Annotated in this window: 11 protein-coding genes; 5 read left to right on the top strand and 6 right to left on the bottom strand. The window is 72.6% G+C overall.

The genetic code is table 11. The features are described 5' to 3' along the window. Positions 1-63: 63 nt before the first annotated feature. A complete protein-coding gene (locus NR792_RS29270) occupies positions 64-1,215 on the bottom strand; it encodes an AAA family ATPase (RefSeq protein WP_375755996.1) in 1,152 nt (383 codons plus the stop codon). A gap of 45 nt (positions 1,216-1,260) precedes the next feature. Between NR792_RS29270 and NR792_RS29265 the strand changes: the two genes are divergently transcribed. The 3 genes from NR792_RS29265 (at position 1,261) to NR792_RS29255 (ending at position 3,399) form a co-directional block, all read left to right on the top strand. Then, positions 1,261-1,881, top strand: a complete 621-nt coding sequence (locus NR792_RS29265) for a hypothetical protein (protein WP_375755995.1) — start codon at positions 1,261-1,263, stop codon at positions 1,879-1,881. Positions 1,882-1,911: 30 nt separating this feature from the next. Then, positions 1,912-2,622, top strand: coding sequence for a YqiA/YcfP family alpha/beta fold hydrolase (locus NR792_RS29260; RefSeq protein WP_375755994.1), 711 nt, complete (start codon positions 1,912-1,914; stop codon positions 2,620-2,622). Positions 2,623-2,685: 63 nt separating this feature from the next. Next, positions 2,686-3,399: an esterase family protein gene (locus tag NR792_RS29255; RefSeq protein WP_375755993.1), complete on the top strand. Its 714-nt coding sequence runs from the start codon at positions 2,686-2,688 to the stop codon at positions 3,397-3,399. A 106-nt stretch (positions 3,400-3,505) separates the two neighbouring features. On the opposite strand, the gene NR792_RS29250 is transcribed toward NR792_RS29255, so the two are convergent. From NR792_RS29250 to NR792_RS29230, 5 genes are all read right to left on the bottom strand, one after another. Further along, positions 3,506-4,147 (bottom strand): LysM domain-containing protein, encoded by a 642-nt coding sequence (locus NR792_RS29250; RefSeq protein ID WP_375755992.1) that lies wholly within the window; start codon positions 4,145-4,147, stop codon positions 3,506-3,508. A 113-nt stretch (positions 4,148-4,260) separates the two neighbouring features. After that, the gene (locus NR792_RS29245) at positions 4,261-5,667 is read right to left on the bottom strand and encodes an MATE family efflux transporter (RefSeq protein WP_375755991.1); all 1,407 of its coding nucleotides are present in this window, start codon (positions 5,665-5,667) and stop codon (positions 4,261-4,263) included. 78 nt (positions 5,668-5,745) lie between these two features. Then, a complete protein-coding gene (locus tag NR792_RS29240) occupies positions 5,746-7,887 on the bottom strand; it encodes a beta-propeller domain-containing protein (protein WP_375755990.1) in 2,142 nt (713 codons plus the stop codon). Between the two features lie 126 nt (positions 7,888-8,013). Continuing rightward, on the bottom strand, positions 8,014-9,186 hold the full coding sequence (locus tag NR792_RS29235) for a TIGR02266 family protein (protein WP_375755989.1): 1,173 nt from the start codon (positions 9,184-9,186) through the stop codon (positions 8,014-8,016). Between the two features lie 93 nt (positions 9,187-9,279). Further along, positions 9,280-11,106, bottom strand: coding sequence for an Hsp70 family protein (locus NR792_RS29230; protein WP_375755988.1), 1,827 nt, complete (start codon positions 11,104-11,106; stop codon positions 9,280-9,282). 271 nt (positions 11,107-11,377) lie between these two features. On the opposite strand from NR792_RS29230, the gene atpH reads away from it, so the two are divergent. Together atpH and NR792_RS29220 are read left to right on the top strand one after the other, a co-directional pair. Further along, on the top strand, positions 11,378-11,920 hold the full coding sequence (gene atpH, locus NR792_RS29225) for an ATP synthase F1 subunit delta (protein WP_375755987.1): 543 nt from the start codon (positions 11,378-11,380) through the stop codon (positions 11,918-11,920). 151 nt (positions 11,921-12,071) lie between these two features. After that, positions 12,072-13,553, top strand: a complete 1,482-nt coding sequence (locus NR792_RS29220) for a PAS domain S-box protein (RefSeq protein ID WP_375755986.1) — start codon at positions 12,072-12,074, stop codon at positions 13,551-13,553. Positions 13,554-13,603: the final 50 nt, after the last annotated feature.

Here is a 13,603-nt window from a genome sequence, read left to right as displayed (position 1 = left end):
CTCCGGCAGGGCGCGGGACTCCCCTGGATTCCGCCGCAACTCACGGCGGACTCCCGGACCCCGTCACGCCGCGCGGGTGCTCGCGTCCTCCAGCACCGCCGCCACCGCGCCTCGCAACGCACGCAGCGTCTCCGGCAGCGCTTCCGGCGCGAAGCCCGCGTCCATCTCGCGCGCCACACCCTCCAGCTTGAGCCGCCACGCGGCCACCGCGTCCGCATCCGCCGGCCGGGCCTCCAGGAGCGCATGCCCCGCCTGCGCGATGCGCTGCGCCCGGGCCAGGGGCCCCGCGCTCGCCTCCAGCGCCGCGGCCGGCAGCGCGGGGTTGTCCGACGCGGCCAGCACGTCGCGCAGCACGTCGCGCGCCAGCGCCTGCGCCTCCTTCGTGGGCACCGCGTAGACGAGCGGCCACAGGTCCGCCACGCCCGGCGTCGTCCGCCCCGCCAGCGCCGCCGCCGCCGCGACCAGCCGCTGCACCTTCACCGCCCGCCGGTCCGACAGCGCGATGCCCGCCGCGCGCAGCGTCCGCAGCGCCTGCGCCAGGTGCGGCCGCACCGGCCCCAGGTCCGCGCCTCGCGCCGCCCGGGCCACCACGTCCAGCGACTCCAGTGACGCCACGCGCGGGGCCGCGTCCGCCCACAGCGACGCGCCCCCTTCCAGCAGCTCCTCCAGGCGCGGATCCGGCACCGGCTCCACGAAGATGCGCGCGAGGAAGCGGTCCGCGAACGCGGCCAGCGCGTCGTCCTCCGGCAGCGCGTTGGACGCGCCCACGCACACGCGCAGCGGGCACTGCATGCGCGTGTGGCCGCGCCGGAAGGTGCGCTCGTTGAGCAGGCCCAAGAGCGTGTTGAGGATGGCGGTGGAGCCCAGGAAGACCTCGTCCAGGAAGGCCACCTCCGCCTCCGGCAGCATGCCCGCCGTCTCCGTCTCCACCAGCCCCTCGCGCAGCTTGCGCAGGTCCACAGGCCCGAAGATTTCGGACGGCTCCGTGAAGCGCCCCAGCAGGTACTCGAAGTAGGAGCCGCCAAGCGCGCGCGCCGTCCTGCGCACCGCCTCGCTCTTGGCCGTGCCCGGCGGCCCCACGACGAGCAGGTGCTCGCCCGCCACCGCCGACAGCGCCACCAGCTCCACCATCGCCTCGCGCTCCACCAGACCCCGGCTCGCGTCGGTGAGCGCGTCGCGGACCTCGGCCGCCGCGACCTCGAAAGAAACGGACATGCCTGCCAGCCTAGCCTCGCCCCCGGTCCGGCATACAGTGGCGGCATGGATACGAAGTGGAAGTGGCCGGTCCTGGCGGGCGTGCTGCTCGCCGGGCCGGCGGGCGCGGACGGGTGGCATGGCTATGCCTCCGTGGGAGCGGGCATCACCCTGGATCATTTCAGCGACTGGCGCGCCAAGGGCCCCGCCCTCCAGGCCTGGCTCGCCGTGGAGACGCCGCCCGGCCTGTCCCTGGGCGCCGTCTTCGAGACGACCCAGACCTGGGGCCAGCAGTTCGCGGAGGCCAACAACCCGTCCGAGATGAGCCGCGTGCAGCTGGACTACACCGCCGTGGGACTGGAGGCCCGCCTGCGCTTCCTGGGCGACAAGCCGGTGACGCCGTGGGTGGGCGCGCGGCTGGCGAAGAGCTGGTCGCAGCCCTTCACCCCCAACAGCCTGGGCCAGCTGCGGCGCGAGGACTTCGACGTCACCAGCATGGCCTTCCGCGTGGGCGTGGACGGGTGGATTTCCGACCGGTGGGGCATCTCCATCGCCACCGCCCTCCAGTTCTGCGACGTGAAGTTCACGAAGGACGCGGACGACACCAGCGCCAGCGCGGGGGTGAGCGTGAACATGTGCGCCAAGCCGCTCCAGAGCATCGTCGCCGGGCCCGTGCTGCGCTTCTAGCGGGCGCGGGGACGGGTACAGTGCCCGCCCATGAACGCGCCGCCCCCCGCCTCCGCTCCCCGCTGGCTCTACCTGCACGGCTTCGCCTCCGGCCCCCTCTCCGCCAAGGGCGTCTGGCTGGACGCGCACTGGGCGAAGCAGGGCATCCCGCTGGAGCGCCTCAACCTGCGCGTGCCGTCGCTGGAGCACCTGAGCCTGCACACCATGCTGGACACCGTGCGGGACGCGCTGGGCGCGCCGAACGACCGCGCCGTCCTCATCGGCTCCAGCATGGGCGGGTACGTCGCCGCGCGCACCGCGGAGGCCGACCCGCGCGTCGGTGCCCTGGTGCTGCTGGCCCCTGCCTTCCACTTCGTGGAGCAGCTCCAGCGCCGCCTGGGCCCCAAGGCCTGGGCGGACTGGCAGCGCACGGGCTACCTGGAGACGGATGACCACGCGGAGAAGCGCCGCACGCGTGTGCACCACGGCATCATGGAGGAGGCCCGGCTCCTGGACGCGAAGCGCGGCCCCTGGCCCGACGTGCGCGTGCCCACGCTCATCGTCCACGGTCGACGGGATGACACCTGCGACGTGCGCTATTCGCGCGAGTGGGCCCAGGGCAAGCGCCACGTCCAGCTGGTGGAGGTGGACGACGGCCACGAGCTGACCGCGTCGCTGGAGCTCATCGCGAGGGAGGCGGATGCCTTCCTCACGCCGTGGCGGGGTGTGGAGCCCGCCCGGCAGGTGTTCACTGGCCGCTGACCCGAGCAGGTCCCGTGTGGCCACCTCGCTTGCGCCGTGAACGCGCCGGTTAAGGTGGCGGCCATGAACCGCGAATACCACCGCTGGCACAGCCCGCGGCTGAACCGGGACATGGAAGTGCTGGTGTACGGGCACTCGGGCGAGCCCGTCATCCTGGTGCCCACGAGCAAGGGCCGCTTCTACCAGGCCGAGGACTTCGGCCTCATCGGCGCCATCGCGGATGGCATCGCCGCGGGCCGCTACGTCGTGGTGTGCGTGGACTCCGTGGACGAGGAGTCCTGGTACAACAAGGACGTCGCCCCCGCCGTGCGCGTGGCCCGCCATGCCCAGTGGGAGGACTACCTCGTCCACGAGGTGGTGCCGCTCGTCCGGGGCCGCTCCACCGGAGGCCGCCTCACGCTCGCCGGGTGCAGCCTGGGCGGCTTCCACACGTACAACGTGGGCCTGCGCCACCCGGACGTCTTCCAGCGCCTCATCTCCATGGGCGGCAAGTTCGAGACGGAGGACTTCCTCGACGGCCACCACGACGAACAGGTGTACTTCCACACCGCGCCGCAGTGGCTGCCGGGCCTGAACGACCCGGGGCGCCTGTCCGCCCTGCGCCGCGTGGAGATGACCCTGGCCGTGGGCGAGCACGACTTCTGCCGCCCCTCCAACGAGCACCTCTCCAAGCTCCTCTGGCAGAAGGACATCCGCAACGACCTGTCCATCTGGGACGGCGGCACCCACGACTGGCCCGTGTGGCGGCAGATGATCCGCCAGTACCTGCCGGCCTGAAGCGCCGGGCTCCGGGCTCCGGGCTCCGGGCTTCGGACACGACAAAGCCTCCGGTCGACAAGGACCCGGAGGCTCGCGCGCCGCGCACCGTGAGGAGCCGCGAGGGCTACTCGATGGGCATGAACACCTTGAAGCCGGTGCGGCCGTTGTTCGTCGTGTTGCGCTCGATGAAGTCGCTGGCGGACGAGTGGCCGTCGCCCAGCGTCACCGCCGTGTGGCCGTAGATGCTGCCCAGGCGCGTGGAGGTGGACTCCCAGGTGAGCACGAGGCCCGGAATCTTCAGCGCCTCCTCCAGGCTCATGTCGACCTGGCGGAACTTGTCGCGGGGCAGGTTGTTGTCGATCTGGTTGCCGTTGCCGGACACGCCAATGCCCATCGAGTTGCGGATGGCCCGGCTCACGCCCGTGGCGCACAGGCCCTGGCTGTTGTAGCCGCCCATGCCCATGGCCGCCGCGCGCGCCGCCTCCGCCAGCCGGCGGCCCTTTTCGGTCCCGCCGGTGGGGGCCACGCCCATCGGGCCGCCCACGTCCGCGCCACCGCCCACGCCGCTCCCACCGCGAACACCCTGGCGGCCCCCGCCCGCGTCGAAGCTGTCACGGCCGGAGTGGCCGATGCGCAGCGTCCGACCCGAGAAGATGAGGTCCGGGTTCGAGATGTTGTTGTCGCGCGCCAGCTTCTGCACGGAGGTGCCGAAACGAGCGGCCAGGCCAGAGAGGGTGTCGCCAGGGCGGATGCGGTAGTTGGACATGTAAGCTCCTGCGCCAATTGTCGGGACTTCCCGATCCAGGTTGCGGCCGATTCCAAGATTCTTGGAGTTTTCAGCCGCACTGGAAGCCTACACCCGAACCGCCCTGGCCTCCATCAGCCCTCCAGGGGCCGGAGGGTGCCGGCGCTGACGCGCCAGAAGCGCCACAGCACGGCGACGGCCACGGTGATGAGCCCCGCGCACAGGCCCCACCAGATGCCCAGCACGCCCATGCCCAGGTGGAAGCCCAGCAGCAGGGTCAGGGGCAGGCCCACGGCGTAGTGGCCCACGATGTTGGCGATGAAGGTGAAGCGCGTCTGGCCGGCGCCGCGCAGCACGCCCGCGCCCACGCCCTGGACGCCGTCGAAGATCTGGAAGATGGCGCTCACCATCAGCAGGGGCAGCAGGAGCGGCAGCACCTCCTCCGGCGCTCCCGCGAGCTTCGCCAGGCCCTGGGGGAAGAGCGCGAACACCAGCCCGCCGAGCGACATGACCCCCGCGCCCAGCGCGAAGGCCATCAGGCCGCTCCGGCGGGCCTGGGGCGTGTCGTGCGCGCCCACGGCCCAGCCCACCCGCACGCTGCCCGCGTTGCCGATGCCCAGCGCCATGGTGAAGGTGAGGCTGGCGAAGGAGAGGGCAATCTGGTGCGCGCTCACGCTCACCGGCCCCAGCTTCGCGGCCAGCACGCCCGCCAGCGCGAAGACGCCCACCTCCGCCGCGATGTGCAGGCCAATGGGCAGCCCCACCCGGAACGCGCGCAGCTGGTCCGCCTTCACCGGCTTGCGCGACGGCGTGCCCGGCACCGGGATGGCCTGCACCGCCCGCGCGACGATGAGCACCTCCATCGCCGTGCACAGCAGCGTGGACAGCGCCGCGCCCGCCGCGCCCATGGCCGGCACGTGGGTGAGCGGCCCCGCCCACGCGGGCAGGGACGCGCCGCCGAAGACGAACAGCGGCACCAGCATCACGTTGACCACGTTGGCCAGCACGGCGGACACCACCAGCGGCCGGGGCATCCCGATGGCCTGCAGGTACGCGCGCACCGTGAGGAAGATGAGCATCAGGGGCAGGCTGGGCGCGCGGAAGTGCAGGAAGGCGCGCACCTGGACGATCTGTTCCTCCGCCACGCCCACCCACGGCAGGCCCGCCGGGGCGGTGATGAGCACCGCCCACAGCACCACGCCCACGAACGCGGACAGCCACACGCCCTGCCAGAGCACGTCCCGGGCGCGGCGCGGGTTGCCGGCGCCAATGGCCTGGGACACCAACGGGTCCACGCCCATCATCAGCCCCATGCCGAAGCTGCTGACGGCGAAGAAGAGGGCGTGGCTCAGGCCCACCGCCGCCAGGGCGGACGTGCCCGCCCGGCCGACGATGAAGGTGTCCGTCACGCTCATGAGGGACTGGCCCGCCTGCGCGATGCACAGGGGGATGGCCAGCCCCAGCAGGGCGCGCAGCTCCCCCCGGATGCCGCGGGCCGGGGGGGAGGACGACAGGGAGGGCTCGGCGGCTTCGGGCGGCATGGCGGGGCCTATAGGGAAGGGAGCGCGTCGGTGCAAGCGACGCAATCCCCTCTCCCGCCTGACTGCCCTCCCTCCCCGTCAGGGCGTGCTGGCCGGGAACGGCACCGTGACCAGCGGCGTCTGGAGGCTGTCCACCTTCGCCACGCGCACCCCCGCGTCGCTGATGGCGTAGACGTAGTCATCCGCCATCACGCTGCGGCGCACGTCCGGCGTGTAGTAGTAGCTCCACTGCGGCATGTTCACGGTCCGGAACAGGTCCGACATGGGCACCGCGCCCACCGGGGAGATGCCCGCCGCCAGGTCCACGCGGAACACGCGCAGCTCCGTGCGGAAGTTGGACCAGTAGTTGTCGGAGGACGTGTAGGACCGCGAGTAGTCCGTGAACGGGATGGCCACCAGCCCCTTGGCCGCGAAGTAGTTGAAGGCCTTGTGCTCGTAGAGGGCCTCGCTCCAGCCGTAGGCCTCGCCCACCAGCTGCGTGGAGACCTCCTTCGGGTTCGCCAGGTCGCTCGCGTCGAAGAGGGACAGCTTCACCGTGCTCGTCCCGCAGCAGCCGCCGTCGGGCTCCCGGTGGATGCCCAGCGTCAGCAGGTGGTGCTCGCCCACCGGGTGCATGTACGTGGAGAAGCCGGGCACCTTCAGCTCGCCCACCTTGCGCGGGTGGGCGGGGTCGCTCAGGTCGAAGGTGAAGAGCGGATCCACCTGGAGGAAGGTGACGACGTAGCCGCGGTTGCCCACGAAGCGCGCGCTGAAGATGCGCTCGCCCTCGGCCAGGTCCTCGCTGCGGCCCAGCTCCTTCAGGCGCCCATCCTTCACGCCCAGCGTCGTCACGCGGCTGGCCGTCGTCGTGCGGCCCCACCACCAGTCGTCATGCTCCGGCTCCGCGATGCGGGTGGTCACCGTGGTGGCCATGCGCAGCACGCCCTCGTGCTCATCCATGGCGAACTGGTCCACGGGGATGCCCTCCACCGTGCCGGAGCCCGCGTACACCGCGCGGCCCGGCTGGCTCACGTCGAACTTGTGCAGGTAGGTGAAGTCCTTCTGCCCGGGCTGCGGCCACCACCAGTAGTGCGAGTGCGCCAGGTACAGCGACTCCTTGGACGCGTACACCGTGCCCGGCTCCGCCACCAGGCTGGTGCGCCCCGGGGCCGCGGTGCGCGCGTCCAGGTCCAGCGACGCCACCGTCACGAAGCCCAGCGCGGACGGCGCGTTGCTCCGGTAGAAGTCACCGCAGGCCGTGGGCAGCGCCGTCGTCACGCCCGCCGCGTCCACGTGCCGGCCCGCGGGCAGCCACTGGTCCAGCGTGTTGGCGCGGATGCGCTTCTCGTTGCTCTCGATGAGCGCGTCGATGGCCTTCGTGAGCTTGCCCTCGTCCTGGTAGAGCTCCTCCGAGTAGTCCACCCAGAACTTCACGCCCTCCGGCCAGCGGAACGCGTCCGACAGCACCAGCCGCACGTTGCTGTCCACGCGGCGCGCCTGGTTGAAGACGCCGGGCAGGTAGACTTGATCCACCACCGTGGGGTTCGCCACGTCCGACACGTCCACCGTGGTCACCTTGGTGCTGTCGGCGTTGTAGTAGCCGCAGCCGAAGCCGTAGCAGGCGATGTCCATCATGGGGACCATGCCCCCGCCCACGCCGCCTCCCCGCGCCGGGGTGCCCGGCAGGGACTGCGCCACCTGCGAGATGATGACCAGCCGCTGGTGCTCGTCGAGCAGCATCTCCCGGGGCCAGCCCTCCACCTCCAGCGTCGAGGCCAGCGTGAGCTGCTCCGCGGGCCACGAGCGGTGCGCGTACAGCCGGTTGCCCGACAGCACGAAGATGCGCGTGCCGTCGTTCTGCACGAAGTCGGACTCGTGCACGCCCTCCACCTGGTTGTTGGTGCCGGTGGAGTCCTTGGGCGCCTGGCTGCCGCCGCCGGACGTCACGCTGCCGCCGCCCGCCGAGTCCTCCGCGGGCATCGGGCCGAAGACGACGCCGCCGCGCCCCCGGCCGAAGCGCTCCCAATAGCCGGGCTTCTGCTGCTCCAGGCTCGCGCGCATCTGCTTCGTCGCGGAGTCCTCGATGTAGCGCTCCAGCTTCGAGCAGTCGTTGAAGGACTCCAGCTTCAGCGCCTGCTGCACCGGCTCGTTGTCCAGGCCGTCCGGCGCCTTGCCCTCACCGCCGCCACACCCCACCGCCAGGAGCGTGAGCCCCACCGTTCCGAAAAGACTCCAACGCATGCGTGATTCCTCCCGCGAAAGCCTCGCGGGGCGCAGCGCTTTGCCACGCCCATGCCAGGGGGGAATCCCGCGCCGTCTGTCTGTATTTGCGGGGGGTTGGGACGCGCGCGGGGGCGCCCGCCGCTCTCAGAAACCTGAGGCGCGCACGGGGCCCGCGGTGGGAAAACCGAGGGTCTGGGGCACGAAGCGCACGAAGCGCTGCTGCAGCTGCGCGTCCATGCCCTCCAGCCGCAGGCCCATGCCCGTCTGCGAGCGGAACGCGCTGCCCATCCCGGGCGGGTTGCACCAGGCCACCACCGCCTGCGCCTCGCAGGGCGTGCGCTGCCCGGCCATCACCAGGCGCAGGGACAGCCGCGAGCCCTCGCGCGCGGGCGTGAGCGTGCGCACGAAGAGGCCCTGGGGGCTGGCGTCGTGGCTGAAGCCGCTGAGCGTGGGGCCGCCCTGCGTGTTGAACTCCACCACGGTGAAGAAGGGAACGCGCTCCGCGGCCCTCAGCGGCACCGTGCCCGGCGACAGGCGCGCCATCACCTTCGCCAGGAGCTCGTCCGCGCCCAGCTGCCGCTTGAGCAGGAGCGGCGCGCCGCTCAGCTCCTGCGCGCGCTCCAGCACGTCCGGCGCCTCCTCCACCCGCGACATCAGGACCAGCGGCTTGCGCGGGAACTGCTCGCGCAGGCGCGTGGCCAGCGACAGGGCCTCGCGCGGCAGCCGCGACACGTCCACCACGAAGCCGTCCAGCTTGTCGACGTGGGCGGTGGCCTGCGCCGCCGCGTCGTCCAGGTCCTTGGCGTAGAGCACGTGCAGCCCCTCGTGCTCCAGCGCTCCGCCCAGGAAGGTGTGCAGGAAGCGGCCGCCCTCCACCAGCAGCACGCCCCGGCCGCGCGGCGGGCCCGTCCAGGCGCGCTCGCGCGACAGGCGCACCGCGGCCACCTTCGCCGCCAGCGCCTCCTGGCTCACCGGCTTGGGCAGGAAGTCGTCCGCGCCCGCGCGCCCGCAGTGCATCACCTCGTGCGGCTCATCCGCGGCGGTGAACATCACCACCGGCACGTTGCGCCCGGCCGGGTGCGCCTTCACCGCGCGGCAGGCCTCGTCCCCCTGGAGCTTCTCCAGGTGCAGGTCCATCAGGATGATCGCCGGCGTCCGCTGCGCCAGCTCCGCCAGGCACGCGTCCGCCCCCTCCAGGCCCACCACGTCGCAGCCCATGCGCGACAGGTGCAGACGCATCACGTCCCGCGCCGTCCGCGAGTCGTCCACCACGAAGACCAGGTCTCTCGGGCGGGGAGAAAAGCCGGGGGTCATCATGACTTCCGGAGATAAGCGGACTCCGCGAAAGGCACCACGGACCCGGCGCCACAACGTGCGCTGGTGGACGCCTTTTCCGTGTGCCGCGGGACGTCAGCCACGGGGCTCGGCGCGGCCGGACAGCAGCTTCGTGAGTTGGCGGGCAATCAGGGCGCACTGCGCGGCGTCCCCGGCGGCCAGCGCGTCCTTGCCGCCCACCAGCAGCTGCTGCACGGTGCCCACGGCCGTCTCCGCCTCCGGGCTGGGGTTCTCCCGGGCGCTCTGCTGGAGCAGGCGGGCGAGCTTCTCCCCGCGCTCCAGCAGCTTGCGGAAGGTCTCCTCCGCCTTGCGCGCGTCCACCACGCCCTGCGCCTGGGCGTAGTTGGATTGCTCCTGGCCCAGCTTCTCCGCCTCGCCCTGCGGCAGGGTGGCCCGGGCCTCCAGGCGCACCAGCTCCATGTTGCCGGAGGTCAGGTCGGTGGCCTTCACCGCGAGGATGCCCTCGCCGGACAGCTCGAAGACGACCTCCAGCGGCGTCTCTCCGCGCGCGGCGACGTGCAGGTTCTTGAGGACCACCTCGCCCAGCTTGTGGTTCTCGTCCTGGAACTCGCTCTCCCCCTGGTACACGGGGATGCGCGCCTCGGCCTGGCCGGAGGTGCCCGGGAAGAAGATGTCGCGCGCCACCACCGGCACGCCCGTGTTCTTGGGGATGAGCCGCTTCACCCGGCCGCCCATCACGCCCACGCCCAGGCTCTGGCTGGCCACGTCCAAAAGCAGCGCCTGGCCCGCCTGCCGGATGAGCTCGTCCGCCTGCACCGCGGCGCCCAGCGCCACGGCCTCGTCCGGGTGCACGTCCGTGGAGGGCGCGCGGCCGAAGAAGTCCGCCACCAGCCGGCGCACCAGCGGCACGCGGGTCATCCCGCCCACCAGCAGCACCACGTCCACCGAGCGCGGATCCATGCGCGCTTCGGCCATCACGCTCTTGCAGACGTCCAGGCACCGGCGCGACAGCGGCTCCGACAGCGTCTCGAAGAAGCTGCGCGTGAGCGCGGTGTTGATCTCCGTGAAGCGCTTCGAGCCGGAGGTGTGGTCGCCCAGGCCGGACACGGAGATGGTGGCCTCCTCGGACTCGGTCAGCTCGCGCTTGGCCGCCTCCGCCGCCACCTTCAGCCGCCGCAAGGACTGCGCGTCCCGGGAGACCGCCTCCTGGAAGGAGTCCTCCACCTGCGCGAGCAGCCACTGGACGATGCGCTGATCAAAGTCCTCGCCGCCCAGCGCGTGGTCGCCGCCGGTGGCCTTCACCTCGAAGACGCCCGCCTTCACGTCCAGGATGGACACGTCGAAGGTGCCGCCGCCCAGGTCGAAGACGAGCGCGCTGCCCTCGAAGCCGCGCGACAGGCCGTACGCCAGCGCCGCCGCGGTGGGCTCGTTGACCAGCCGCACCACCTCCAGCCCCGCGATGGCCGCCGCCTCCCGCGTGGCCTGGCGCTGGTTGTCGTCGAAGTTCGCGGGGACGGTGATGACGCACTTGCGCACGTCGCGCCCGAAGTGCGCCTGCGCGTCCAGGCGCAGCTCGCCCAGGATGAAGGCGGACACCTGCGCCACGGGCAGCACGCGGCCGGACAGCTTCACGCGCACGTCGCCCGTGGGGCCGGCCACCAGCGGGTAGGGCACCACCGCCTTCGCCTGCTGCACCAGCTCCGGCGTGTAGCGGCGGCCCAGGAAGCGCTTGGTGGCCCACACCACCGCGTCCGGGTGCTCCTCCGCCAGGGCCTGGGCCGGCTGCCCCACCAGGCGGTCGCCCGCCCGGGTGAGGCCCACCACCGAGGGCGTGAGGCGTCCTCCCGAGCGCGAGGGGATGAGGCGCGGACGGCCGTCTTCCACGGTCGCCACGACGCTGTTGGTGGTGCCCAGGTCGATGCCGATGACGGGTTCTTGCATGGCGAGGGGTGGGTCCCACGCTACGGGTAAGGGCCCACTTCCGCCAAGTCCTGTCGCACCCACGCCGTCCGCTGCCGGGCGCCGGGCTGCCTCACGGGGCCCCCTTGAGCTCCAAGGACGGCCACCAGCGCACATCCGGAGCGCCCACCCGTGCACGCTTCCCCGCCCGCTCCCTCCAGACCCCGGGGGACGCCGGGCGGCCACGGCGCGCCAGCGCCTGGCGCCGGCATCATTGCCGCCAGGGACGCCCCATGCTAAGGGCGCCAGCGTCATGGTGAACGTCTCCATCGCCCGCCGCTACGCCCGCGCCATCCTCGACGTCGCAGCGGAAGGCAACCGCACCGACGCCGTCGCGGAGCAGCTCAACGCCTTCGCCGCCGTCGTGGGCCAGAGCCCCGACCTGTCGGACGTGCTGCTCAACCCCGCCTACAGCCGCGCCCAGCGCAGCCGCGTGGTGGAGGCCATCCTCCAGTCGCTGCCCGTCACCGCGGAGCCCGCGCTGGCCAACGCGCTGCGCCTGCTGGTGGACCGCAACCGCCTGGGCTACCTGCCCGACATCGCCCGGCTCTACCGCGACATGGCGGACGCCCGCGCGGGCCGCGTCCGGGGCCAGGTCACCAGCGCCGCGCCGCTGTCGCCCGACGCCGTCACCCAGCTCCAGAAGTCGCTCCAGCAGCTCACCCAGCGCAACGTCGTGCTGGAGACCAGGGTGGACCCGTCCGTGCTCGGCGGCGTGGCCGCCCAGGTCGGTGGCACCCTCTACGACGGCACCCTGCGCACCCAGCTGGAGCAGATGCGCCGCGAGCTGAAGTAGCCGCTCCCCTGAGACTCCCGGTACGACCCACGTGCCGGGTTGTCCGGGTTGCCCCGCAGTCCTAGCCAAACCTGTATTTCCCGTCGGCTCGGGGAATGGGTATACTTCTCGTCAACGCGGACAAGCCCGCGTTTTCCGAGACGACCCGCCCATGCCGCAGCCTGTGTTCCAACGGCTTCCCGGAGCCCTTCCGTCCCCGGGGGTTCCCGAGGAGACCCTGCCCTTCCTGGGAGCGCTGCTCAACGCGCCGGGTTGGGGGGTGGCGCTGGTGGACGGGGACTCCCGCCTCCTCTGGATGAACGACCTGCTGGCGTCGCTGTGCGGCCGGCCGTCGACGCACTGCGTGGGGCGGTTCCTGTCGGAGGCGTGGCCGGGCCTGGCGCCGCCCCTGTCGCCGCTGCTCGCGCGGGCGCAGTCCGGCGAGCGCGTGGCGGAGGAGCTGGTGTCGGGCCGCTTCGGCGAGGTGGGCACGCTGCGCCACCTCACCGTGAGCGCGATGCCGGCGGCTCCGGCGGGCGTGCTCCTGCTCTTGCGCGACACCTCCGCCCGCCTGCGCGAGGAGGCGGCGCTGCGCGCGAGCGAGGAGCACATGCGCTCCATCGTGGAGATCTCCTGCGACGGGTACTTCTTCCACGACCGCGGCCACTTCCTGGAGATCAGCCCCGGCCTGGGGCGCCTGCTGGGCTATTACGAGACGGCGGAGCTGATCGGCCGGAACATCCTGGACTGCGTGGCGCCGGAGTTCCGCGCCCCCGCCCGCGACGTGATGGAGCGCGGCGTGGAGGCCCCTTACGAGCTGGCCGTGCTCCACCGCGACGGCCGCCGCATCCCCGTGGAGGTCATGGGCCGGCCGGCCACCTTCCAGGGCCGCGCGGTGCGCATGGGCGCGGTGTGGGACGTGAGCATCCGCAAGGCCGCCGAGGAGCGCCTGATGCGGATGGAGCACTTCCGCGACCAGTTCCTGGACGCGGCGGGGGACGGCTTCAAGGCCCCGCTCCAGAGGCTTCACTGCGACGTGCTCGCCCTCCAGCACGCTCCGTCCCTGCCGGAGGACCTGACCGAGCAGGTGGGGCGGGTGGGCCAGGGCGTGCGCCGGGTGGAGCGGCTGATCCGCCAGCTGCTGGACTTCACGCGCTCCCGGCTGTCCAACGGCCTGCCCGTGAACCCCGCCCCCGTCCACCTGGGACAGCTGGCGGAGCGCGTGGTGGCGGACCGGCGGACCGCCCACCCCGGCCGCGACCTGCGGCTCGTCACCGGCGGCGACCTGAAGGGCACCTGGGACGGCGAGCGCCTCTTCCAGCTGATGGACTCGCTGGTGGGCAACGCCCTGCACCACGGCCCGGTGTCCTCCTCCGTGGTGCTCCAGGTGACGGGGCGCTGGGACGGGGTGACGGTGCAGGTGCATGACCCGGACTGCCGGGTGCCGCCGGAGTACCAGGGCACCCTCTTCGAGCCGTTCAAGCACCGCGCCGTCTGCGCCGCGGACGACGGGCTGGGGCTGTCGCTCTTCATCGTGCGGCAGATCGCCCTGGCCCACGGCGGGCGCATCTCCGTGGAGTCGGGGGCGGCGGACGGCACCCGCTTCATCGTGTGGCTGCCCCGCGAGGACGCCCCCTCCACGTCCGGCCCCTGAAGGCCGGGCGGTTCCCGGGTCCGGGCCGCCGGGCCTGCGGGCGGGCGGGG

Source organism: Corallococcus exercitus (genome assembly GCF_042231735.1).
Taxonomy (GTDB): domain Bacteria; phylum Myxococcota; class Myxococcia; order Myxococcales; family Myxococcaceae; genus Corallococcus; species Corallococcus exercitus_B.
Note: the sequence above shows the minus strand (reverse complement) of the source record. Positions and strands in the feature narration are given on the sequence as shown.

Bases quoted from the DNA above. Each gene is read 5' to 3' on its own strand.
- NR792_RS29265 (WP_375755995.1), top strand. From the start codon at position 1,261: ATGGATACGAAGTGGAAGTGGCCGGTCCTGGCGGGCGTGCTGCTCGCC.
- atpH (WP_375755987.1), top strand. From the start codon at position 11,378: ATGGTGAACGTCTCCATCGCCCGCCGCTACGCCCGCGCCATCCTCGAC.
- NR792_RS29220 (WP_375755986.1), top strand. From the start codon at position 12,072: ATGCCGCAGCCTGTGTTCCAACGGCTTCCCGGAGCCCTTCCGTCCCCG.
- NR792_RS29235 (WP_375755989.1), bottom strand. From the start codon at position 9,186: ATGATGACCCCCGGCTTTTCTCCCCGCCCGAGAGACCTGGTCTTCGTG.
- NR792_RS29250 (WP_375755992.1), bottom strand. From the start codon at position 4,147: ATGTCCAACTACCGCATCCGCCCTGGCGACACCCTCTCTGGCCTGGCC.
- NR792_RS29230 (WP_375755988.1), bottom strand. From the start codon at position 11,106: ATGCAAGAACCCGTCATCGGCATCGACCTGGGCACCACCAACAGCGTC.
- NR792_RS29240 (WP_375755990.1), bottom strand. From the start codon at position 7,887: ATGCGTTGGAGTCTTTTCGGAACGGTGGGGCTCACGCTCCTGGCGGTG.
- NR792_RS29270 (WP_375755996.1), bottom strand. From the start codon at position 1,215: ATGTCCGTTTCTTTCGAGGTCGCGGCGGCCGAGGTCCGCGACGCGCTC.
- NR792_RS29245 (WP_375755991.1), bottom strand. From the start codon at position 5,667: ATGCCGCCCGAAGCCGCCGAGCCCTCCCTGTCGTCCTCCCCCCCGGCC.
- NR792_RS29255 (WP_375755993.1), top strand. From the start codon at position 2,686: ATGAACCGCGAATACCACCGCTGGCACAGCCCGCGGCTGAACCGGGAC.
- NR792_RS29260 (WP_375755994.1), top strand. From the start codon at position 1,912: ATGAACGCGCCGCCCCCCGCCTCCGCTCCCCGCTGGCTCTACCTGCAC.